This window comes from Acuticoccus kalidii (assembly GCF_021556395.1).
Lineage (GTDB): Bacteria > Pseudomonadota > Alphaproteobacteria > Rhizobiales > Amorphaceae > Acuticoccus > Acuticoccus kalidii.
On record NZ_JAKGCS010000034.1, the window covers coordinates 1 to 22,564 of the forward strand.

22 protein-coding genes are annotated in these 22,564 nt (G+C 63.0%); 18 read left to right on the top strand and 4 right to left on the bottom strand.

All coding sequences use genetic code 11. The features are described from left to right. From L1787_RS20805 to L1787_RS20845, 9 genes are all read left to right on the top strand, one after another. The coding region (locus tag L1787_RS20805; RefSeq protein WP_235709093.1) for a site-specific DNA-methyltransferase at positions 1 to 1,161 on the top strand (1,161 nt) is incomplete at its 5' end. A gap of 9 nt (positions 1,162 to 1,170) precedes the next feature. Then, positions 1,171 to 1,695: a phage terminase small subunit P27 family gene (locus tag L1787_RS20810; protein WP_235709092.1), complete on the top strand. Its 525-nt coding sequence runs from the start codon at positions 1,171 to 1,173 to the stop codon at positions 1,693 to 1,695. Positions 1,696 to 1,705: 10 nt separating this feature from the next. Further along, positions 1,706 to 1,927, top strand: a complete 222-nt coding sequence (locus L1787_RS20815; RefSeq protein ID WP_235709091.1) for a DUF7220 family protein — start codon at positions 1,706 to 1,708, stop codon at positions 1,925 to 1,927. A gap of 119 nt (positions 1,928 to 2,046) precedes the next feature. Beyond that, positions 2,047 to 2,736 carry a recombinase family protein gene (locus tag L1787_RS20820; protein WP_235711040.1) on the top strand — a complete coding sequence of 230 codons (690 nt, stop codon included), beginning with the start codon at positions 2,047 to 2,049 and terminating at the stop codon, positions 2,734 to 2,736. A 122-nt stretch (positions 2,737 to 2,858) separates the two neighbouring features. Continuing rightward, the gene (locus tag L1787_RS20825) at positions 2,859 to 3,026 is read left to right on the top strand and encodes a hypothetical protein (protein WP_235711041.1); all 168 of its coding nucleotides are present in this window, start codon (positions 2,859 to 2,861) and stop codon (positions 3,024 to 3,026) included. A 12-nt stretch (positions 3,027 to 3,038) separates the two neighbouring features. After that, the gene (locus tag L1787_RS20830; RefSeq protein ID WP_235711042.1) at positions 3,039 to 3,329 is read left to right on the top strand and encodes a DUF6127 family protein; all 291 of its coding nucleotides are present in this window, start codon (positions 3,039 to 3,041) and stop codon (positions 3,327 to 3,329) included. Positions 3,330 to 3,402: 73 nt separating this feature from the next. Next, positions 3,403 to 4,077, top strand: a complete 675-nt coding sequence (locus L1787_RS20835) for a YcbK family protein (RefSeq protein ID WP_235711043.1) — start codon at positions 3,403 to 3,405, stop codon at positions 4,075 to 4,077. A gap of 162 nt (positions 4,078 to 4,239) precedes the next feature. Beyond that, positions 4,240 to 4,485 (top strand): hypothetical protein, encoded by a 246-nt coding sequence (locus L1787_RS20840; protein WP_235711044.1) that lies wholly within the window; start codon positions 4,240 to 4,242, stop codon positions 4,483 to 4,485. Positions 4,486 to 4,580: 95 nt separating this feature from the next. After that, positions 4,581 to 6,620 carry a DNA/RNA helicase domain-containing protein gene (locus L1787_RS20845; RefSeq protein WP_235711045.1) on the top strand — a complete coding sequence of 680 codons (2,040 nt, stop codon included), beginning with the start codon at positions 4,581 to 4,583 and terminating at the stop codon, positions 6,618 to 6,620. A gap of 48 nt (positions 6,621 to 6,668) precedes the next feature. Here L1787_RS20845 and L1787_RS20850 read toward each other — a convergent pair whose 3' ends face one another. After that, entirely contained in the window at positions 6,669 to 7,301 is a 633-nt protein-coding gene (locus L1787_RS20850) for a HEPN domain-containing protein (RefSeq protein WP_235711046.1), read from the bottom strand. A 91-nt stretch (positions 7,302 to 7,392) separates the two neighbouring features. On the opposite strand from L1787_RS20850, the gene istA reads away from it, so the two are divergent. Genes istA through L1787_RS20865 form a run of 3 tightly spaced genes read left to right on the top strand, consistent with a single transcriptional unit; the run spans position 7,393 to position 9,678 of the window. Then, on the top strand, positions 7,393 to 8,418 hold the full coding sequence (gene istA / locus L1787_RS20855) for an IS21 family transposase (RefSeq protein WP_235711047.1): 1,026 nt from the start codon (positions 7,393 to 7,395) through the stop codon (positions 8,416 to 8,418). After that, the gene (gene istB, locus L1787_RS20860; RefSeq protein ID WP_235711048.1) at positions 8,415 to 9,206 is read left to right on the top strand and encodes an IS21-like element helper ATPase IstB; all 792 of its coding nucleotides are present in this window, start codon (positions 8,415 to 8,417) and stop codon (positions 9,204 to 9,206) included. Before istA ends, istB begins: the two co-directional genes overlap by 4 nt. A 43-nt stretch (positions 9,207 to 9,249) precedes the next feature. Then, positions 9,250 to 9,678, top strand: a complete 429-nt coding sequence (locus L1787_RS20865; RefSeq protein ID WP_235711049.1) for a recombinase family protein — start codon at positions 9,250 to 9,252, stop codon at positions 9,676 to 9,678. A 63-nt stretch (positions 9,679 to 9,741) separates the two neighbouring features. Here the strand turns inward: L1787_RS20865 and L1787_RS20870 are convergent, their stop codons facing one another. From L1787_RS20870 to L1787_RS20880, 3 genes are read right to left on the bottom strand one after another with little or no spacing between them, the layout of a single operon-like run. Further along, a complete protein-coding gene (locus tag L1787_RS20870) occupies positions 9,742 to 10,830 on the bottom strand; it encodes a mandelate racemase/muconate lactonizing enzyme family protein (protein ID WP_235711050.1) in 1,089 nt (362 codons plus the stop codon). 54 nt (positions 10,831 to 10,884) lie between these two features. Further along, positions 10,885 to 11,727, bottom strand: a complete 843-nt coding sequence (locus L1787_RS20875) for a carbohydrate ABC transporter permease (RefSeq protein WP_235711051.1) — start codon at positions 11,725 to 11,727, stop codon at positions 10,885 to 10,887. Then, on the bottom strand, positions 11,724 to 12,521 hold the full coding sequence (locus tag L1787_RS20880) for a carbohydrate ABC transporter permease (protein WP_235711052.1): 798 nt from the start codon (positions 12,519 to 12,521) through the stop codon (positions 11,724 to 11,726). Before L1787_RS20880 ends, L1787_RS20875 begins: the two co-directional genes overlap by 4 nt. Before the next feature lie 251 nt (positions 12,522 to 12,772). Here L1787_RS20880 and L1787_RS20885 point away from each other — a divergent pair, with 251 nt between their 5' ends. The 6 genes from L1787_RS20885 (at position 12,773) to L1787_RS20915 (ending at position 22,337) form a co-directional block, all read left to right on the top strand. Continuing rightward, entirely contained in the window at positions 12,773 to 14,113 is a 1,341-nt protein-coding gene (locus L1787_RS20885; RefSeq protein WP_235711053.1) for an ABC transporter substrate-binding protein, read from the top strand. Positions 14,114 to 14,252: 139 nt separating this feature from the next. Beyond that, a complete protein-coding gene (locus L1787_RS20890; RefSeq protein ID WP_235711054.1) occupies positions 14,253 to 15,308 on the top strand; it encodes an ABC transporter ATP-binding protein in 1,056 nt (351 codons plus the stop codon). Between the two features lie 47 nt (positions 15,309 to 15,355). Then, positions 15,356 to 16,057, top strand: a complete 702-nt coding sequence (locus L1787_RS20895) for a GntR family transcriptional regulator (protein ID WP_235711055.1) — start codon at positions 15,356 to 15,358, stop codon at positions 16,055 to 16,057. Between the two features lie 897 nt (positions 16,058 to 16,954). Further along, positions 16,955 to 19,426, top strand: coding sequence for a peptidoglycan-binding domain-containing protein (locus L1787_RS20905; RefSeq protein ID WP_235711056.1), 2,472 nt, complete (start codon positions 16,955 to 16,957; stop codon positions 19,424 to 19,426). Further along, a complete protein-coding gene (locus L1787_RS20910) occupies positions 19,423 to 19,824 on the top strand; it encodes a hypothetical protein (protein ID WP_235711057.1) in 402 nt (133 codons plus the stop codon). The genes L1787_RS20905 and L1787_RS20910 overlap by 4 nt, the downstream gene beginning before the upstream one ends. Before the next feature lie 5 nt (positions 19,825 to 19,829). After that, positions 19,830 to 22,337, top strand: coding sequence for an Hsp70 family protein (locus L1787_RS20915; RefSeq protein WP_235711058.1), 2,508 nt, complete (start codon positions 19,830 to 19,832; stop codon positions 22,335 to 22,337). The last annotated feature ends 227 nt before the right edge of the window (positions 22,338 to 22,564 follow it).

Sequence of the window (22,564 nt, forward strand, 5' to 3'; positions counted from 1 at the left end):
CAGGTCAGCTTGATCGCGGGGGCCATCCGGGAGTTCGGCTTCACCAATCCGGTCCTGGTGGATGGGGAGAACGGGATCATCGCGGGGCACGGCCGGTTGCTGGCGGCGCAACAACTCGGCCTATCCGCGGTCCCGGTGATCGAGCTCAGTCACCTGACCGAGACGCAGAAGCGGGCCTATATCCTGGCCGACAACAAGCTCGCCGAGCAGGCCGGATGGGATCGCGATCTCCTCGCGCTCGAAGTGGCGGACCTTTCCGAGCTCGGCGTCGACATCGCCGCGTTGGGCTTCGACGGGACCGAGATCGATAGCCTGTTATCGGCTGACGGCTTCGACCCACGCGAGGAGGAAACCCCTGAGCCCCCTGCCGTCCCCGTCTCTCGTCTGAATGACGTCTGGCTCCTGGGCCGGCACAGAGTTGTCTGTGGCGATGCCACCGATCTGAATGTGGTGGAACGCTTACTCGATGGTGTGCAGCCAACGCTGATGGTCACGGACCCGCCTTACGGCGTCGAGTATGAGCCGGCGTGGCGCAACAAGGCGCGTGGCACGCGGACGCGGCGCACCGGCAAGGTGAAAAACGACGATCGGGCCGACTGGCGCGAGGTGTGGACGCTGTTTCCAGGTGATGTCGCCTACGTCTGGCATGCCGGGCTTCACGCCGGGACCGTCGCAGAAAGCCTCTTCGCATCGGACTTCGAAATCCGCTCCCAGATCATCTGGGCCAAAGACAGGATGGTCCTCTCGCGCGGGCACTACCACTGGCAACACGAGCCCTGCTGGTACGCGGTCCGGGGCAAGGGACATTGGTCGGGTGGGCGGACGCAGACGACGCTGTGGCAGATCCCGAACCGAGACCAGGACGCGGCGACGGTCCATGGGACGCAGAAGCCGGTGGATTGCATGCGTCGGCCGATGCTGAACAACTCATCGCCCGGGCAGGCCATCTACGACCCCTTCCTGGGCTCCGGCACCAGCGTCATCGCCGCTGAGACCTCGGGCAGGGTTTGCCTCGGGATAGAACTCGATCCCGCCTACGTGGACGTCATCGTCACCCGCTGGGCCGCCTTCACAGGCGAGAAACCGGTGCTGGCAGAGACGGGCGAGACCTTTGCTGCGGTCCGTGCCGAGCGCCTCCCTCAACCACTTGCGGCGGAATAGGAGAGGAGAATGCGCGGACGCAAACCCGTTCCGACAGCCATGAAGCGTGCCAACGGCAATCCCGGCAAACGCAAACTCAACGCCCATGAGCCTCGGCCTGCTGACGTGAGGCCGCATTGCCCCTCCCATCTCTCACCGCTCGCGAAGGCCGAATGGCGACGGATTGCCGGGACGTTGCACGACATGGGTGTTGTTACCACTGTCGATCGCGCCGCTCTTGCCGCCTATTGCCAAGCCTATGGGCGATGGGTCGAAGCGGAGAGGAAGCTCGCCGAGGGACCGACCCTCATCAAGGCGCCTTCGGGCTATGTGCAGCAATCGCCTTGGCTCAGCGTAGCGAACAAGCAATTGGAGCTTATGGGCAAGTATATGGCTGAGCTCGGAATCACTCCGGCCTCGCGCAGCCGCATCGCGCTTCCTGCGAGTACCTCCACGCATCCAGTCACGGTGAACCTCGTGCGGTTTACCGCCGATGATCGGGGAGAGTTGCGGCCGGCCGAAGTAACGGCATCGCCCCTCCCCTCGAAGCATTGATCTGTCGAGCATGTCGCAAAGCCGCGCGATGTCGTTGCTGGAGGCGGTGGTCAATGTCCTCGCCGGCTACGGCCTGGCCGTCATCACACAGCTTCTTCTGTTCCCTCTGTTCGGCCTGCCGGCGCATCTCGGGACCGCCGCGGCACTCAGCATCGCCTTCTCTGTCATCAGTATCGTGCGAAGTTTTATCATTCGCCGCTTCTTTGAGAGACTTCGCATCTATCGTGGATGATCGTGAGCATTCGAGAAAAGGCGGAGATTCCCTATCAGGCCCTACACTCTCGGCTCGGATTGAGCGTACAAAACTGCGCAACCAACGTTAGGCAGTTCTGTACGGAGCCGATGACCCCTATGACCCTTATGCCTTTCCGCCTCGTCGCGTATCATCGCGTCTCGACGGCCCGGCAAGGACGGAGCGGGCTCGGCCTCGCGGCTCAGGAAGCGGCTATCAAGACGCTCGCGAGAGATCGGGGCGCCGAGGTCATTGGCACCTACACCGAGACCGAGAGCGGCAAGCGGTCGGACCGGCCTCAGCTCCTCGACGCTCTTCAGCTTGCGCGCCTCACCGGAGCGACGCTGGCCATCGCGAAGCTGGACCGCCTGTCGCGCAACGCGGCGTTCCTGCTCACGCTGCGCGACAGCGGGGTCCGGTTCATCGCGGCCGATATGCCGGAGGCCAATGACCTCACGGTCGGCATCATGGCGCTGGTGGCCCAGCAGGAGCGGGAGGCCATCGCGCGGCGGACCCGGGAGGCGCTCGCGGCCGCAAAGGCGCGAGGGACCCGGTTGGGCAATCCCAATGGCGCTGCGGCGCTGAGACGGGCGGGAAAAGGGAACGAGGCCATTCTGGGTGCGGTGCGCGAGAACGCCGATCGCCATGCCGAGGCAATCCGGCCCCTGATCGACGAGCTGCGGGCAGGGGGATGCACCAGTTTGCGAGCCATCGCGGATGCGCTCAATACGCGGGGTGTCATGACCCGCAGGGGCGGGCGATGGTGCGTGTCCAACGTCCGGAACTTGCTTACGCGACTAGATGTCTAACTCCCATTCACCTGATCGGCACAGGATGAATGATATGCTCTCTGTCGCTTGGAACGCTCTCGCGCCCTTTTTGGCGGATGGGGGCTCGTCCTGAACGGTACGAGACTGAAATCCGAGGTTCTTTGGGGGAAATCTCCGGGACGCACGTCTCGAACGCCACCGCGATCTGGCTGCAGACAATGGTGCCGCTGTCCTCCGGCGATACCGTCGAGCTGCAGGGCTATTTCCGCGGCGCCGACGGATACTTCGCCGCCGACCACACCACCTTCTGGGGCACGAAGATCGGCTGAGGGAGGCGCGCCATGGCACCCCAAAGACCCGAGGACGGTTTCGTCCGCATGCCGGAGCACGAGTTCGAGGCGATCCTAGCGCGCGCCGCCGAAGTAGGTGCGAAGCGTGCGTTGGCGGATGTCGGGCTGGAAGGCGATGAGGCCGCGCTCGACATCCGCGACCTGCGCTCGTTGGTGGACTGCATTCGGATCGTGCGCCGCACGGGGATTCAGACTGCCGTGCGCATGATCACCACCGGTGTCATGCTGGCGCTGCTCGCGGGCATCGCCATCAAGCTTAAGATCTTCGGCGGCGGCCCGTAGCCGCGCTCCATCCCCACTCATGACCTCACCCGCACCCACCCTCAAGGCGGGTTTTTTCGTTTTGGAGGACCCCATGACCACGACCTTCCACCGTCATTGGCGCGACGTGCCGGAGAGCACCTGGCGCTGGCCGAATTTCAGCCCTGCTGAGATCGCCTGCCGGGGCACCGGCAAGCTGCTCATTAACGAGCCTGCGCTCGACAAGCTGCAGGCGCTCCGCGACCGGCTGGGCAAGCCGCTGATCGTGCGTTCAGCCTACCGCAGCCCCGAGCACAACCGTGCCGTCGGCGGCGCGACGCGTTCGAAGCATATGGATGGCGCGGCCTTCGATATCGCCATGGCGAACCACGACCCCGTGGCCTTCGAGGCTGCGGCGCGCGAGGTCGGGTTCCTCGGCTTCGGCTTCTACCCGAGATCGGGGTTCATCCATGTCGACCTCGGCCCCGCGCGCCAGTGGGGGGAGCGGTTCCCCGCGCAAACCGCACCCTTCGCCGCCGAGACCCCGCCGCAGCGCGAGGTCCTGGCGCAGAGTCGGACCATGAAGGGCGGTGGCGCGGCGGGCGTCGCGACGCTGGGCGCAGCCGGGGTCGAGATTGCGCAGAGCGTCCTGGCCGAAACCCAGTCCGCCATACTGCCGCTCGTGCCGTATCTCGACACCCTGCGCTGGGTGTTCATAGCGGTCGCCCTCGGTGGAATCGCGGTAACGATTTACGCCCGGCTCGATGACTGGCGACGGGGGCGTCGGTGATCGGCGGGCTCCTCGCCACGCTCGCCGGATCGGCATGGGCGCGCACGGCGCTCCGCTACGGCGTCACCGCCCTTGCGATCCTTCTGTTCCTGCTGTCCCTGCGCCGTTCCGGAGAACGCACGGGGCGGTTGGCCGAGCAGTTCGAATCCATGGAGAAAACCCATGACGCACAACGACGGATGCTCGAGGCGGCGGCGCGTCGCCCTCGCTCTCGCGACGATCTGGCTGAGCGGCTGCGCGACGGGCGCTTCTGACCTCACCGGCCTCGGGGTGTGCCCGCCGGTCGTCGATTACAGCCTGGAGTTTCATGCGCAGGCGGCCGAGGAACTGACCCTGCTGCCGGAAGGGTCGGCAATCGCAGAGATGCTGGCGGACTACGCGGTGATGCGAGAGCAGGCGCGGCGGTAGCCTTCTGTAGATCGCTGCTCTTGTGAGTCCGTCCACTTGCGACCTATGCTAAGTCCTATGACTTCATGGGTTTTTAGGACGCGGCCTGGCGCACAATGAGTTTATCCCCTGACCTGGACGAGGCTGACCAGCCGCAAACCTCCGGCCGTCGCACGGGCCGCTCATTCTACGCTGCACCTGTTTCAGAGTTTCGCATCACCGACGATGACGCGATCATCGGCAGGCTGTCATCTCGCCACGTTGCCTTCCACGCCGCCGCGGAGGCCGAACAACTTCGCGCCTGGGAACGCGAAATCGAGATCCTGAAGGAAAGTTTCGCAAAGCTAGGCTCGCTCTGCGACGACTGGCAGCTCCTCCTCGAAATCCCGCTGCTGCGTCTCGGAAAACGGATCGATGCGGTTGTGCTCGCGCCCGGCGTCGTCGGCGTGATCGAATTCAAGATCAACGCCACCGGGTTTCAAAGCGCTGACCGAGTCCAGACGGAACGCTACGCCCAATCGCTCAGCGATTTTCACGAGGCATCGCAGCAGCGGCTGATCCTGCCGATCCTATGCGCTGAGCGAGCTCGGGCGAGGCCGCCGGCAACGACCTTCGTCGAAGGCGTCGGCACGTTGATGGAAGCCAATGCGACGACGCTCGCAGACGCGTTTCTGGTTCTGCAAAGCCATGTCGACCCGAATGCTGCCGCGATTGACGCGCACGGGTTCGACTACTCTCCGTACAGACCGACTCCCAACATCGTCGAAGCTGCGCAGGCGCTCTACGCCGGGCACGAGATTGCAGATATTGGGCGCGGCGACGCGGCCGATGCAGAGTTGCAGGCTGCGGCCGCGGCGCTGCAGGAAATCGCCGCCGACGCAGAGGCATCGCGCGCCAAAGTTGTGTGCTTCGTAACCGGCGCACCTGGCGCCGGCAAAACGCTGCTCGGCTTGGACCTCGCACTCAAGAGCAGATCGGGGACCCGTCCCGCGGCGCTTCTCTCGGGTAACCGCCCACTGGTCCACGTGCTGACCGAAGCCTTGGCGGAAGACAGTGCTGCGCGGGGCGCTATGACGAAGACCGAGGCGCGACGTTTCGCTGACGCAGCCATTCAGAACCTCCTTGGCTATTTGAAGGAGCACACGGACGGCGCTCCGCCGCCGGAGCATGTGATCGTTTTCGATGAGGCGCAGCGCGCCTGGGACGCCGAAGTTGGCAAGGAGCTTATGGGACGGCCGAGCTCCGAGCCCGAATTGTTTCTCGAGATACTCGATCGCTTGGACTGGGCCTGCCTCGTCTGCCTGGTTGGTCCTGGCCAAGAGATCAATCGCGGCGAAGGCGGCCTCGCTCTCTGGGGTGAGGCGCTGCGCTCGGCTAAGAGTGCAGGCAGTCGATGGCGTGTGGTCGCCGCGCCCCAAGCGCTTGACGGTGGGCCGGACGTTCCGGGTTCCGGCATGTTCGCCGAGGGCGGGCTCGGCGGTGTCGAGGTTCGACGGGAGCCATCTCTGCACCTGTCAAACGCTATCCGGGCGTATCGGAACCCCCTTCATGCTCAGTGGGTGGCGCGCCTTCTGGATGGTGACCTCGCGGAGGCAAAGGCCCTGGCCGCCAGAATGGACGCCCCGCCAGCCCTGATGACGCGTGACCTCGCCGTCGCGAAGCAATGGCTCCGTCAACGGCGACGGGGCGGTCGGACTGTCGGTCTGCTTGCCAGCTCGGGCGCTGTCCGCCTCGTCGGCGAAGGAGTGCCGCCTTCACCGCGATCAAATGAGTTGAACCCCATCGGCCACTGGTTCTTGAAGCCCTTCACGGATTTCCGCAGCGCTGGCGCGCTTGAGACCCCGATGAGCGAGTTTGGGTGCCAGGGGCTCGAGTTGGATTATGCGTGCCTGTGTTGGGGTGGCGATCTGATCTGGACTGATCAGGGTTGGCTACCCAGGATGATGCGTGCGCCTCGATGGCAGATTGCACGAGACCCTGAGAAACAGCGTTTTCGACTGAATGGCTATCGCGTGCTGCTTACCCGGGCCCGGGCCGGTCTCGTGCTCTTCGTGCCGCGGGGCGAGGCTGATGATCCGACCCGTTCCCCGGATGAGATGGACGCTTGTGCCGACGCTTTGATTGCAGCCGGGTGTGCGGAACTCACGCAGAACTAGAATCGCCGCTGATTGAACTATTGAGCGTATGAACTGTGGACAGTCTGGCTACTCGACCACCGGGTAGAAGGGACGCCCCCAATCCTCCTTCGGGTTGTCCATCATCAGGTCCACGAAGACTGGGAGGAGGAAGCCGAGTATCGCGGCGCCGTCACGGACCTGTGCTCGGTTCACGCCGCTGTTCCACGTCGATCCGCCATGCACCAGCTGATTGCGCAGCACGTAGAGCCGGTCAAAGACGAAGCTGAGAACGCGAACGCTGTCGCCGGCCTGGAACGCCTGTGCAAAGCTGCGCGATGAGGTCCGGAACCTTTCCTCCCAATCCTCGAACCCGTCTATGCCGTTCTGATGCTGCCAGAATGGGTTGAAGACGAAGCGGTTCTCCATGAGCATCGGACCTGAGAACCGTTGCCATAGCGCCTTGTAAACGCGTTGCTCTTCATCGCGCGCCACCAGCTTGCCAAAGTAATCGACGATCGCAGCCCTTTCCCCGGGTGCAACCCACTGGAATTCGCGCTCGTCCGCATAGGCTGCGTTGAAAGCGATCCAGAGGAAGATGAAACGTGCATCGTGATCGTCGCCGCACGCCTCGGCTCGTCCGATCCAGCTGATGGAGCGGTGTACGCGCAGGCCCATCGTCTCGGGGAACTCTGCACGGATCGCGCGTTGCTTCTCCTTCAAGGTGTCGCCGCCGCTGGAAAACTGACCCGGTCGCCGACTGAAAGCTGACCCACCCGATAGCCTTGGGCCCGACGCGATGCGGAGGGCCTGGATGATCGGAGTGGAGCTGTCGATGGAGATCCGGGTGTTGGCCAAGCATGGCAAAGGGGTGCGAGAGATCGCGCGGGAGGTGGGCGTGTCGCGCAACACCGTGCGGCGCTATCTGCGGGACGAAGAGGCGTCGCGCTACAAGGAGCGGCCGGCGCGTCCGGCGAAGATCGATCCGTTCAAGGGCTATATCCGCGAGCGTCTGGCGGCCGCGGCGCCGGACCTGATCCCGGCGAAGGTGCTGTTCGACGAGATCCGCGAGCGCGGCTACGGCGGCGGGTATACGATGGTGAAGGTGTTCGTGGCGACGCTCAAACCGGCCGTAAAGCCGGAGCCGGTTGTGCGCTTCGAGACGACGCCGGGTCAGCAAATGCAGGTCGACTGGGCGACGATTCGGCGGGGACGGAACCGGTTGTCGGCCTTCGTCGCGACGCTCGGCTGGAGCCGGGCGGCCTACGTCGAGTTCGTGACGGACGAGCGCGTGGAGACGCTGATCGCCTGCCACGAGCGGGCCTTCCTGGCGTTCGGCGGCGTGCCGCGTGAGGTGCTCTATGACAACGTGAAGACCGTGGTGATCGACCGGGATGCCTATGGACCAGGCCGGCACCGCTTCCACGCCGGCTTCCTCGACTTCGCCGGGCACTGCGGCTTCCGCCCACGCCTGTGCCGTCCCTATCGCGCGCAGACGAAGGGCAAGGTGGAGCGCTTCATCCGTTACGTTCGGGCGAGCTTCTACGTGCCGTTCGCGAGCCGTCTGTCGCAGGACGGGGTCCCCGTCGACGCCGCGGCAGCGAACTCCGCGGTGTATCGCTGGCTGCGCGAGGTCGCCAATGCCAGGGTTCACGCCACGACCAAGGCCGTGCCGAGCGAGCGTCTGGCCGTCGAGCGCGCGATGCTGCAGCCGATCCCGACGCCATACGGCGGTGAGATCGTTCGGTCCGATCCGCGTCCGGCACCAGTCCCGATCGTCGGGCTCCAGCATCCACTATCGATCTACGACGAGCTGATGCCGCCGGGAGCCGGCCGATGAACGCTCTCCAGCACGAGCGCATCGCCGACCTTTGTGCCGAGCTGCGGCTGAAGACGATCGACACTGCCTGGACCGCGGCGGCGCAGACGCAGGCCGCGAAGGAAGGCTCGTTCGGTGACTTCCTCGAGGAGGTCCTGCGCAGCGAGGCCGAAGGGCGACGTGTGCGGGCTCGAGAGATGGCGGCACGCGTCGCCGGCTTCCCGGCGATCAAGACGCTGGAGAGCTACGACTTCGCGTTCGCCACCGGTGCACCGCGCAAGCAGCTCCTCGAGCTCGCCAGCCTCGCCTTCGTCGAGCGGGCCGAGAACGTCGTGCTCCTCGGCCCCTCCGGCGTTGGCAAGACGCACCTCGCGATCGCGCTCGGTCACCTCGCGACGCAGCGGGCGATGAAGGTGCGCTTCACCACGGCGGCGGACCTCGTCCTGATGCTCGAGGCCGCCCAGCGCCAGGGCAGGTTGAAGGAGGCGATGCACCGCGCGGTCAACGTCTACAAGCTCCTGATCGTCGACGAGATCGGCTATCTGCCGCTGGGCCGCGAGCAGGCCAACCTGTTCTTCCAGGTCGTGGCCAAACGCTATGAGCGCGGCTCGATGATCCTGACCTCGAACCTCACCTTCGGCTCCTGGGATCAGGCCTTCGCCGGCGAGACGGTGCTCACCGCGGCGATGCTCGACCGCATCCTGCATCACGCCACGGTCGTCTCGATCCAGGGTGAGAGCTACCGCCTGAAGGACAAACGCAAGGCCGGCCTCATCGCCGCAACGGCCCCAAAGAGGGAGGCCGCCTGAACACGAGGGGTGGGTCAGATTACAATCGGCGCGACCGCCGAAAGTGGGTCAGATTTGGATCGGCGTTGACAGCGATAGCGGCGTTCGCTTCATCGCCGCCGATATGCCCGAGGCGAATGACCTCACGGTGGGCATCATGGCGCTCGTCGCCCAGCAGGAGCGGGAGGCCATCGCGCGGCGGACCCGGGAGGCCCTGGCGGCCGCAAAGGCGCGAGGTACAAGGCTGGGCAATCCGAACGGGGCCGCTGCCCTGCGGCGCGCCGGACACGGGAACGAGGCCATCCTTCGCGCCATTCGTGCCAATGCCGATCAGTACGCCGCCGAACTCGCACCCGTCGTTGCAAAAATCCGGCACAGCGGGGCCACCAGCCTGCGGTCCATTGCCGAGGCGCTCAATGATCGCGGGATCATGACACGCCGCGGCGGAACGTGGGGTGTTTCGAATGTCCGGAACCTGCTGGGGCGGATTTAGCGAAATCTGACCAAACTACAGCCCCCCTCAGTAAACCAGTAGCCGTGTATTCTTCTCTCTTTATTAAGCGACCCTGTGCTCTTTCAGCACCTCGAAATTGGGAAAGACGCCTATTCCAGGCTCATCGGGCGGTGTAACAGTTCCATCGGGGTTGAGCATCAGCGGGTTCTTATACATGTGAAGCCAAAGAGGATCGTGAGTGTCGCGATAATATTCGAGCATGAGCCCGTTCGGAATGGCCGCCATCAAATGGATATGGATGTCCTGCGTACCATGTGATGAAATATCAAGGCCGTGAGCCTGGGCCAGCGCAGCCACTTTCATGAATTCCGAAACCCCGCCAAGGATCTTTGCGTCGGGATTGAGTATCGCAGCCCCCTCCTGCGCGATGATGTCACGAAACCCAAAGAGAGTATACTCGTTCTCGCCAGTTGCAATCGGAATGCTTGTTGCCTCGGCGACTTTGCGATGGCCCTCGTAATCGTCCGGCAAGACCGGCTCTTCGAACCAAAAAACATCATAATCCTCAACCTGTCGTGCGAGGCGTATCGCATCATAATAGCGGTAGGCACAGTTGGCGTCGATCATGATCTTCACGTCAGGACCAACCGCATCGCGGGCGACCCGTACCCGATCGGCATCTTCTCGTACGCTGAGGGCGCCGACTTTCATTTTGACAGCCGTGGCGCCCATCCGAACGTTCTCGTCCATCTCGGCGGCGAGTTCTTTCAGACCCTTACCCTCCTGATAATAGCCACCGGCGACATAGGTTGGCACCGAATCCCGGAAACCGCCGAGGAGCTTGTGAAGCGGCAGCCCGGCGATCTTTCCCCTAAGATCCCATAGGCCGATGTCGATCCCGCTGATGGCGCGTGTCGTCAGGCCGCGCCGGCCCATCAGCTTCGGGATCCACATCTTCTGCCAGAGCCGCTCGGTGTTGAGCGGGTCCTCCCCGATCAGCAGGGGTGCGAGTTCCTCGATAGCTGCCCTGACGATCTTCCCGGAACTTGCCAGCCCCAGACCCGTAACTCCCTCATCTGTACTGATACTAATAAACGTAACGCCCGACCAAGGATAGGTCAGCATCCCGTCCACGATCGGGATCTCACGCTTCCATTTGTATTCTTGCACTTCAATGTTCGTGATCTTCATACGGGCCCTTCTTCACGTGCCAGTTGAGAGGTCGGATTGGATTGTTGTTGGCTTTCACGCTTTAACGGCGCCTGCGGTGAGACCGGACGACATATATCCACGCACTGCGTAGTAGAAGATGGCTGGTGGTATCGAATACAAAATACCCACTGCCATCAAGAGATTCCACGGAGCTTCATCGCTCAGCAGAAAATATCCAATTGAAACAGGAAGCGTCATGTTCATTTCTTGGGAGACTAACAGGAACGCGTACAGATATTCATTCCAGGCTAGCAGCAAGGCATAGGTTCCGATTGCCACGATCGCCGGCGTCATCAGCGGCAAGAACACGAGGCGGTAGAGTTGCAGCGGTGAGGCGCCATCGATCCGCGCCGCTTCATCGAGCTCGCGCGGGATGCTGTCGGCATGCTGAACGAACACCCAGATCGCATACGGCGTGGCAAAGGTAACCATGACCATGATCAGGGAGAGGCGGGTCTCGACCAAGTCATAGTTGGTCATCGTGACATACATCGGGATCGCCAGAAAGGACGCGGGGATCAAATACGTAAGGAGCGCCGTACCAGAGACTGCCCCGCCCAAGGAAAACTTGAGACGGCTGATCGCAAAACTTGCCAGCGTCGAAATGAAGAGCGTCAGAAACGCGACCGACAGGGCGACGAACGCGCTGTTATAAAGGTGCTGCCAGAAGTGCTGCACCAGGAAATGCTCCTCGGTGAGCGTCAAAGCGAAGTTGTCGAGTGTCGGATCGCTCGGGATCAGCTGCCCGGCCGGAGTGCCGCCCGTGGGCGAGAGGGCCATCACGACCATGTGGTAGATCGGGATCAGGGTCCACAACAGGATGACGAACGCAATCACGAGATTGGTCAGTGCGACAGAGGGCGGCTTGCGCGTCATTTGTCGGCGCTCCTCATACGGCGAATCATAATCCAGACGAAGGGGATGAGCAGCGGCAGCGCGATAATGACGGTCGCCATGCCGGTCTCGATATCGCCGAAGCCGAACGCGTAGCGCACACCCAAGGTGGCGAGAACATGGGTCTTGTCCCCCGGCCCTCCGCCCGTCAGCAGGTAGACGCTGTTGAAGTCGCCGACGCTAAAGATGATCGAGAGGATGGTGCTGGTGATGTAGAGCTTGGCGAGCCCCGGCCAGGTCACGAAGCGGAAGCTTTGAAAGCGGCCCGCACCATCGATCGACGCCGCTTCGTAAAGATCCTTCGAGATTGCAAGCCGGCCGGCGAGCAGGATCAGCGTCCAGAACGGCAAATACTTCCAGATGTGGACGAGAATTACCGCGCCGAACGCGAGGACAGGATCGATCAGCCATGCCGGCCCCATGACCTGAAAGGCGTCCCACAGCACGTTGTTCACGAGACCCCACTCAGCGTTCAGCATCCAGCGAAACGATAGGATCGTGACGACGGAGGGAATCGCCCAGGGCAAGATGAAGATGAAGCTCAGCCAGCGCACCCATGGAGCCGATGAGGCCAGGAAGCCCGAGATGAGGAGCGCCAGAAAGAGCTTCAGATTAACCGCCACGATCAGGAACACCAGCGTGTTCACCATCGTCCGGTAAAAGATCGGATCATTGAGGAGCTTGATATAGCTCTGCGGGTTGGACCCCAGAAAGAAGCCGTATCCGACAGGATAGATTACGAAAAGCGCGAACACCACCAGATACGGCGCAACCATGATCAGTGCCCACGCGTGATCCGTGAGGCTCTTACGGGACGACCATTGGCGACGCACCAAACCGACGGCCGAGCCGGCTGAAGCCCCCGATGCCACCACTCCCTTCCATCGATTTCCATCCATACGTCGGTCTTTCCTTTGAAGAGCTGCAACTCTCGACATGCACGTTATAACATGCAATCTAGAACGGCAACCCGGATCCGACCAATTCCGGGCCGCCACCAACAGTGGCGATCAAAAGGAGGAACGCTGTGAGACAAAACGTTTTGGCCGTGGGCGGCCTCGCTCTCGCCCTGGGGCTTTCGCCAGCCCTAGCCAGCGCCGAGGGAACGATGACGATTTGGTGGGCGAAGGGGTTCTACGAATCCGAGGACAACGCATTCGCGAAGGTCATAGAGGACTTCGAAGCAGAGACCGGCATCGATGTCGAAGTCAGCCTCTTCGGCGGCGAGGACGGGCTCATCAAGGCGATCAGCGCAGTTGAAGCGGGCCGGCCGCCTGACGTCGGCTACGGCCACACCTATGACTTCCGTGCACTGAACCTGTGGGCCTATCAAGACGAGCTCGACCCGGTTAGCGATATCGTGGAGCCCCTCGAGGAACGCCTGCAGACGGTCGCCTACGAGGCCGTACACGTGCGCAACGGCACCACCGACGAGGTGGATATCTATGCGGTTCCCATCGCCCAGTCCTCGATCCATATCTTTTATTGGAAGGATCTTCTGGAGGAGGCCGGCTTCACGCCTGAAGACATTCCGAACGAGTGGACGGCCTTCTGGAATTTCTGGTGCACCGACGTCCAGGCATCTCTGCGCGACAAGGGTCATCGGATCTACGGCGTGGGCCTGCCCGTCAGTACCGCAGGCTCTGATACCTACGACATTTTCATGGAGTTCCTCTCGGCGCACCAGGCAAAGATCCTGGATGCGGATGGCAACTTGGTGCTCGGCGAGCCGGAAAACCGCGAGGGATTGATTGCAGCTTTAAAGGACTATGTGGCGCTCTATGAGAGCGGCTGCACGCCCGCCAGCGCCTTGACGTGGGCGAACGGCGACAACAACACTGCCTTTCACAATAAAACGACTGTCATGACGCCGAATGCGACGCTATCAATCCCGGCCAAGTATTTCGGCGAGGAGTCGCGCGACACCTACGACGCGATTGCCACGAGCTTGTTCCCCAATGCCGTTGATGGCTCGCCGCTAGCCTATCGATCTGCGGTCAAGACAGCGGTTGTCTTCAAGAATGCCGAGAACAAGGAGGCAGGCCACCGCTTTCTCGAATTCCTGATGCGGCCGGAGAACATCAACCCGCTCGTCGATGGCGCCTTAGGCCGCTGGTTCCCTGCAACGACCGACGGTCTGGAGACCGAGCTTTGGCAGGGCGACGACCCCAACCGTGCCGCTTTGAAAGCGCAGTATGCGAACCCGATGGAGCCCCATCCGTTCGTGCGCAACTATCGGATGATGCGGGTAAACGCCGAGGCTCTGTGGGGACGCGCGCTACACAGCATCATTCAGGACGGTGCGTCCGCGGAAGAAGCGGCGGATAAATTGGTGCAGCGGATCTCAGAGTACGTAAACGCGGATTAACCACGCATCAAAAAGACCTGACGGCCGAAGCGGATCGTCAGGCTCCGCGACCGACGCTCGGTGTAAACAACACCCCGCCGCGACGCCAATAGGTAGTCTCGGCGGCTCTTCGACAAGAGAAAACAAGTGGCAAATCGATATGGCTCATGTTGAGATAAACGACGTACGCAAGGCCTTCGGAACGGCGGAGGTTCTGCATGGAATTTCGGCGAATATAACTGATGGCGAGTTTGTCGTTCTTGTCGGCCCATCCGGGTGTGGCAAGTCGACATTGTTGCGAATGATTGCGGGGCTGGAAGACATCACGAGCGGAGAGATGTTCATCGACGGTGTGCGAGTCAACGACATCGCACCGAAGGATCGGGACATCGCGATGGTTTTCCAGAACTACGCCCTCTACCCCCACATGACTGTGGCTGAAAATCTCGGCTTCTCGCTCCGCTTGCGGGGTCAATCGCGCAAAATTATTCGCGCCGAAGTCGCAAGGGCAGCTGAGATCCTTCAGCTTACCCCGCTGCTCGACCGCCAGCCCCGGCAGCTCTCGGGTGGACAACGCCAACGCGTTGCGATGGGGCGAGCGCTTGTGCGTAATCCCAAAGTCTTCTTGTTCGATGAGCCGTTATCTAACCTCGATGCTAAGTTGAGGGTAGAAATGCGCGCTGAAATCAAGGCTCTTCATGCAAATCTTAGAACTACGATGATTTACGTAACCCACGATCAGATCGAAGCCATGACCATGGCCGACAAGATTGTCGTCATGCGGGACGGCTACGTGGAACAAATTGGCGCGCCGCTCGAACTCTTTGATTCTCCGGCGAATATGTTCGTTGCCGGCTTTCTAGGGTCGCCTGCCATGAATTTTCTCAACAGCAGCGCCGCCTCGCATGTCTTTAGACTGACCGACGGCATCATCGATCCCGCCATGAATCCCGATCAGATCGTGCTCGGTGTCCGGCCGGAACACTTCTTCATCGAGGATTCTCCTGATGCAGCCCACGGCCCCGTGACTGGTGTCGAGAACACCGGGTCCGAAACCCAGGTGTCGATCGACCTATTTGGTCAGAACGTCGTTGCGATCTTCCATAGGAGAATCGACGTCTTCCCCGGCGACCAGTTGCCGCTGCGCATCGATCCCGCCCACGTGCACGTGTTCAATCAGTCCAACGGCCAACGGCTGGATTTGCGACAGTCATGAGGATCTTGCGGACCTTCGATTGTCGTTGCGGATAAAGGGTGGGACCGATGGAGGCAACGACAGTTTTCGACCCGTTGGAGAAAAGAAGCCTCGGCGCGCAGGCGTATGAACGCATTCGGCATGCCCTCACTGTTGGCGAACTTTGCCCGGGACAGGCACTCACCTATCGCGGAATGGCCGCGCTCTTGAACACGAGCGTGACGCCGGTACGCGAAGCCATGCTGCAGCTTCTCGCGGAGAACGTTCTTATCGATGGTCCGGGCCGGTCGATCAGTGTCCCGATCTTGACGGTCGACAAGATCGAGGAACTGAAGAAGATCCGAATGCTGACGGAAGTCTATGCGGCAACCTGCGCCCTCAATCTGATCAACGACGACGTGATAGAAGCGCTCGAAGAAGCGCATTCGAAAATGGTCCACTCAGCAACGGTGGGCGAACGGTCCAAGCACAATCGCGATTTTCACTTTATCCTCTATCGTCACAGCGCCATGGCAACCCTCGTCGAGATCATCGAGAGTGTGTGGCTGCGCGCTGGACCGATGAATTATTATGTCTTCCGAAACGCGCGGAAGTTGCTCGGCAACGAAGCTGAAGCATCCGGCCGCAAACGGGTTCATCCTCACGTTGATGCCGTCGCGGGGTTAAAGCGGAACGACCCGCAGCTTCTCACATCAGCCATCCAGCGAGATATTAATGAGTCGATCCGCGTCTCGATCCTGGCAATGCAGCAAATCGATGACCAATCGTGAATATTATCATCGGCGGACGGGCTGAACGGACAATTGTATCCACCGCCCCTCAGTTACTTGCCTTATTTCGTATTGGTAAAGCGTCCACCTACGCTGACTATTTCGTACGGAGTCTCGGCGCTGCGTCGTGCAAGACGTGGGTACGCGGCCATTCTTCGTGCCATTCGCACCAACGCCGATCAGTACGCCGCCCTGCTTTCGCCGGTGATCGCCGAGATCCAGCAAGGCGGGGCCACCAGCGTGCGGCCATTGCCGACGCGCTCAGTGACCGCGCAATTATGATATGCTAGGGTAGGACGTGGCGTATTTCGAATGTTCGAAACCTGCTCGGGTGGCTGGCCGCCTGAAACATCTCGTGAGGCGGATGGTGCCTGCGCGTGTGGCCAGGGTTCAATTTAAGACCGCTCCCGCTGCGGCCGTCTAGCCTTGGCTGATGTGCGGCCCGATGGAATTGACGCGTCCCCCCTTTTGCCGCCGGCCGTGCACCGGTGCGCCTTCACCGCGCTGCGCGACGTTCTCACTCGCATCGCTGACCTTCCGATGAACCGGATCGCCGAACTGCTGCCTTGGAACATCACGACGATCGCCTGACCGACCTCACCGGACGCTTACTTGCTTCCGGAGATGTCAAGCCGAGAAAGTCCGCGAACCTTTATGGGGCCACGTCCTGGTCACGTGGCGATAGCTCCCAAAGCTGAAGGGGGTCAGCAATCGGCCATCCGAGACGGCTATCTTCAAAATTTCCTCTGAGATCGTGTTCCGGGCAGCGGGTTGACATTCGTGCTGTGCGATGGCCGACATGAATGCAGTTTGGCACGTCGATAAGTTCGTCCGGGCCGCACCTACCGCTTTCTTTCAAGTTCCCGTGCATTTCGCTGCGGGACGGCCTTCGCAACCATGGAGCCGCAATTCCAAGTGAATCGTCGTCGTGACGGACTGCAATACAACCCATTCTATCTACTAGACGCGGACGCTTCTTCCACCGGACCGGAGCTGCGGGAGCGGCTGGACGATGCGCAGTTCGAAGCCGTCCATGACGAAGCGGTTCTTGCCGACGCGTTCAGCCGTCTGAGCTCGCCTCGAGGGCGGGTCCAGGCCGAACTGGCCTGGCCTTTCATGCTGCCCCACGCTCACATCATGGAGCTGGCACGGCACCCGGAGGATGCCCGCAAGCGCGCTGCCGTCGGCATCGCGTTGGATGAAGCCAGCGCCCTCGGGCTCGCAAATGTTCTCGTACATGCCGCATCGTCCGGTGTTGCCGACGGTGAGCACATCCGGGAGATCGATGACGCCTGGGGCCGGGTCGCCGATCCGCAAGTCGTCTCGGCGCTCACGGCCCTGCACCGGCGTTCTGGCTCGCCGCCGCCCGACAGCGGCATGATCTCGCCAGCCATCGAAGAGTTGCTGCGTGACCATGTGGCGACGGTTCACGAGGCGATGGATCGTGCCGGGCGTGCGCCGCGGTGGATGACTGACCTCGCAGAGCGCGCGGTGGAAAACGGCCGATGCGGGCGCTTCCTGTCCCGGCTCGCCGAGCGCTACGATGCCGCCTGCGAGGCGGATCTCCAGATGATCCGCGGGCAGATCCACGACATGGTGACGAAGGTGCGGGCGGTGCCGGACCGGCCCGGTGAGCACCTCGCCGAACTGCCCCGTCTCTTGGCAGCGTGGGATGAGCTTAACCAGCCCATTCAGTTGCTCGAGCAGCTGCGTGGACACGAGGAAGGGCGCTCGCGCGCTCTTGCAAACGACCTCCGGGACCTCGCGATTTGGCTGGCCAACGAGAAGCAGCTGTATCCGCCCGCCGCGACGATCACGGACTGCCTGCTGGAGACCTTTCCGGAGCTGGATCATCTGACGGCCCAACTGCTCAAGGACAGGCAGGCCCTCCGTGAATTGACGGAAGAACAGGAGCAGTACGGCCCGTTGCTGACGTTGTCGCGGCTGGGTCAAGCGGCGACCGTCGATCCAGGGCCGCTGGTGGCCGACGCCGGGCGGCGGGGCTTCGATGCCGCGAACGACGGGACCGCCGGCGAGTTCGCGCAGGCGCTCCGGGCGGCGGTCGCCTTCACCGCCGGCAGCCAGCTTGCGGAGGTTCCATGGGTCGTTGCGCTGAAGTTGTTGCAGCACCTTCGCGACGACGCCGGCGCGCCGGGGGCCGCCGCGATGCTCGGCGATTTCGCGCTGGGCCTTCCGAAAATTCCGTCGCGTGCCGTTCGGAAGGCGCTCACCTCCGAACGTGACCTGGCGCGTCGGGCTGCACGTTCGGCCGGGCAGCCGACGACACCGCCGCGTCCGGCGGCCCCTCCGGCCCGCGAACCCGGCCTTCCGACTGAGAACGCCGGTGAGGCTAAGGTCGGAGCGATACGGGCCGGCCGGTCATCGACAAGCCTCGGACCTGCCGTCTTCTGTCTCTTCGTCATCCTGGCCGCGTTTGTGCCTTTGTTCATTCTAGGGGCCGAAGACGGGACGGGGCCAGGCGCGCCTCCGCCGCCAGCAAGCACCGCGAACGCGTTGCGCTCGCCCGAACCGGCAGGCGACCGCACGCCGCTCCCGCAGTCGCGTCCGATTGCCGCCGTCGCTCGACCATCCGCAGGGGTCACGCCGCGTCGTGCATTCGTCGAGAAGCCCCAGGCCGGATATGGCCGGATACTCGACGTCCAACAGATCCGCTGGTGCCTGTTCGAAGCCGCTCGTCTCGATGGAGCCCGCAACGCCGCCGACAACGTCACGCAGTCCCAGGTCGATGCGTTCAACGCGCGGATCGAGGACCTCAATGCGCGGTGCGGAAACTACCGCTATCACGACGCCGACATGACCGAAGCGAGAGAGGACCTTGCGGCACACCGGAGTTCATTGGGTCGCGAGGGGGCGGCGTGGATAGACGCGATCCGCGTCCCGCCCCGACCGAGCGCATCGCGGCGTGCTGGTCCGACCGAAGCCGCGCTCACCTGCGCACGGATCGAGGCGATCTTCGATGCCTTGGATACACTGGCGAAACCGAGCGAGAAGGGGTGGGCCCGCGATCTCCGGCGCGAGAGGCTCCGCAACTGTGCACAGGGCTCGTTCGCTGCCGACGACATGGCTTCGGCACGGTCCTGGGTGGCCGGCGAGATCGAGGACTCCCTTCGCGCGGCTCGCCAGCTTGTATCGGGTTACCGCGCCAGCTTCGCCGATGCGCTGAAGGATCGCGAACTCGCCCGCCGGGTGCAACGCCGCCTGAAGGCGCTGGGGTACTACCGGAGCGCGATCGACGGGGCATTCGGGCGCGGCTCGGTCGCCGCCCTTCTCGCCTTCAAACGCGACCATCCCCGATTGCCTGCGAACGCGGTCTGGGACCCCGACACGTCCGCCGCACTGCTCAAATGACCTCCGAAAGACAGCCAATGGATAACGCTGCCGAGCTGATCGCCGAGCTCTCGGTCGACTATTGGAAACTGCTGCGCGCCTTCGAGCGCGCCCGAGACGCCGCGTCGCCCGATCGCTCAGCCCGATTGACCGCGCAGGCCCGTTACGCAGAAAGCCGGCTTGTCGCCGGGCTGCAGGCGGCCGGCATGCGCCTCGCCACGTTCGACGGCGAGACCTTCAGCGCCGAGCTGCCGGTCTCCGCGCTCAATGCGGAGGACTTCACCGACCGCGGCGCGGAAACGCTGCGTATAGCATCCACGGTGGAGCCGGCCATCATTCGCGACATGACGGTGATCCGGACTGGGAAAGCGCTCGTCGAGGCCGCCCCTGCCGAAACAAAACCCGCTGACGAGGACTGACTGCCATGTATCTGGGAATCGACCTGGGGACGTCGAACTCCGCGATCGCAGGCGCGGACGACGGCCTTCCACGCATCTTCAAGACCGCGGAAGGCTCGGACGTGCTGCCGAGCGTCATCCATCTCGACAAGCGCGGGCACCGCTTCGTCGGATTGCGCGCCTACGACCGCATCTTTACCGCGCCGGAGAATGTCGCGCAGGGGTTCAAGCGCGCGATGGGCACGAGCACGCCGATCACCTTCGCCGGCGCCAGCTGGACGCCGGAGGAATGCAGCGCCGAGATCCTGCGCGCACTCGTCGCCCAGGCGCGAGTGGAGGGCGGGGAGGCACCGGTCGACGGGGCGGTTATCACGGTTCCGGCCGCCTTCAACCAGATGCAGAGCGAGGCGACGGTACGCGCCGCCGCGCTGGCCGGTCTCGATCGCGTGACGTTGCTGCAGGAGCCCGTCGCCGCGGCCATGGCGTCGATCTCCCGGCGGCGCGACAAGAACGGAATGTTCCTGGTCTACGATTTGGGCGGCGGAACATTCGACGTCGCGCTGGTCCAGAGCGCGTCGGGTGCCGTCAGTGTGATTGCGCATGAGGGCATCAACATGCTCGGCGGCCGCGACTTCGACCGGATGCTGTTCGAGAACAAGGTCCGGCCCTGGCTGCTCGACACATTCGATCTGCCCGCCGACTTCCAGCGCGAGCCCGCTTGGCGGCGACTCATCGGCATCTCACGGCATGCAGTCGAGAAGGCGAAGATCGATCTCTCCGCGGCGGAGGTCGCCACCGTTTTCGCGGGTGACGAGGAGATCCGCCTGCAGGACCGCGCCGGCGAGGACATCTACATCTCGGTCGAGCTCACGCGTCGGGACCTCGACAATCTCGTGCGCGAGCGCATCATCGAAAGCATCGAACTCTGCCGCAAGACGCTCTCGGACAACGGGCTGGGCAACGAGGATGTCGAGCGGGTCGTCCTGATCGGCGGTCCGTCCAAGATGCCGATCGTGCGCGAGATGGTCCCCTACGAACTGGGGATCGCCGTCGATCAAGATCTCGATCCGATGACGGCGGTCGCAATCGGGGCGGCGATCTTTGCCGAGAGCCGTGACTGGAGCACGACGGGATCCCGGCGAAAGACATCACGCGGACACGAAGAAACCGCGGGCGAGGTCAAGATCGCGTGGGACTACCAGGCGCGCGTCAGCGGCGAGGTCGCGCGCCTGCGCGTGACGCTGGACGACGCGGCGCCAGCAGGCTGCACTCTGGATGTGATCGATACCGACGGCAGGTCGAGCGGCTCGGTTCCGCTGAACGGCTCCGCGACTGTGAAGCTCAGCCTGCCGCGCCCGGGCGAGAACCGCTTCCGCGCCACGGTTCGGGATGGTTTAGGCCGGGTTCCCAGTGGCGGGTCTCACGAGTTCACGGTTACGAGAACCGAAGCATCGGCTGCCGCGATCACCGCAGCGTATACGCTGGCCGTCAAGGTGATCGACGGCCGCGTCGGCTATGAGAAAAACGTGCTGGAGCCGCTGCTGCGCAAGAACTCGCCCCTGCCTGCCGACGGCGTGACTACCGTTCGTGCGGCGCGGGCGCTTCGCGGCGGCCGGGCCGAAAAGATCACCATGCAGTTTTTCCAGCAGAGCGAGGGTATTGCCGATCCGGAGCTCAATCTGTGCATCGGTGACTTCGTTCTCGACGCAGAAGTCGACCTCGATCCTGGCGAGATTCTGCCGCGTGGCGGAGAACTTCGCATCCGCTGGGCGATGGACGACAATGGGCTGTTGCAGCTCGGGGTGGAGTCGCCGGACCTCGGACGGGTGATCGACGGTCGAAACCTGTACGCACCCGAAGCGCACCACCGCAACTTTGAGGGAGAACGCGGTGCGGAGATCGCTTCCGAGGCGGTTCTCGGTGCCGAGGGCGATCTCGCGCGGGTTCAGGAGGTGCTCGGGCCGGTCCCCGAGCTTCGGCCACTGCGCGATCGGATCGAGCGCTGCCACGCGAACCTGGCGAGCTCGACCGAGGCAGACGCCCACCGCATGGTTGCCGAGGAGGCGCGCAAGATCCGGCAAGACGCGTCGCTCCTGCAGCGTCGTCCCGAACATCGGGCGGCGCTGACGCAGTCGCGGCTCGAAGCGCTGGAAAGCGATTTTCCGTCCGAGCACGCGAGCGCCGTTGAGGTCGATCGGTTCGATCGCCTAGCCGCGACCGCGCGCAGGGCAGTCAGGTCTGACGATTTCGATGAAGCCGACAGGGCGATCGAAGCCATGCATGACATTTGCGGTCAGGCGATGCACCGCGACCCTGCCTTTGTAGTTCGTGCGTTCCGATATTTTGCACCGCAGAAACTGACCGCGCGAGATCCCGCACTTCACGACCGCCTGGTCGAGGAAGGGCTCGAGGCTGCGCATAAAGAGGATATCAACGCGTTGAGAGACGTTGTTCTCCGATTGGCGCGCAACAGTGCGCTGCCCGAAGTGCAAGGTGCGGAGATCGTGGATCTCGCCGATCTGATGAGGGCATAGCGCAGCGACAAGACGCCCCTTGCGTTACGCTCAGCGTTGGTTCGTGAGGCGGCGCCGCCGATCCCGCCGGGCATCCAACATCCTGCGAGGGCGCATCGAGACCGACTTATGCGGCGTTTGTCGGATGGAGAATGTTCGCTCCCAGACCCTCTCCCTCCGCCATATGCCGCCGATTTCCCTCCATGGCGCGATATTGCCGCCGATTGCCGTATCACCACCAAATGGCA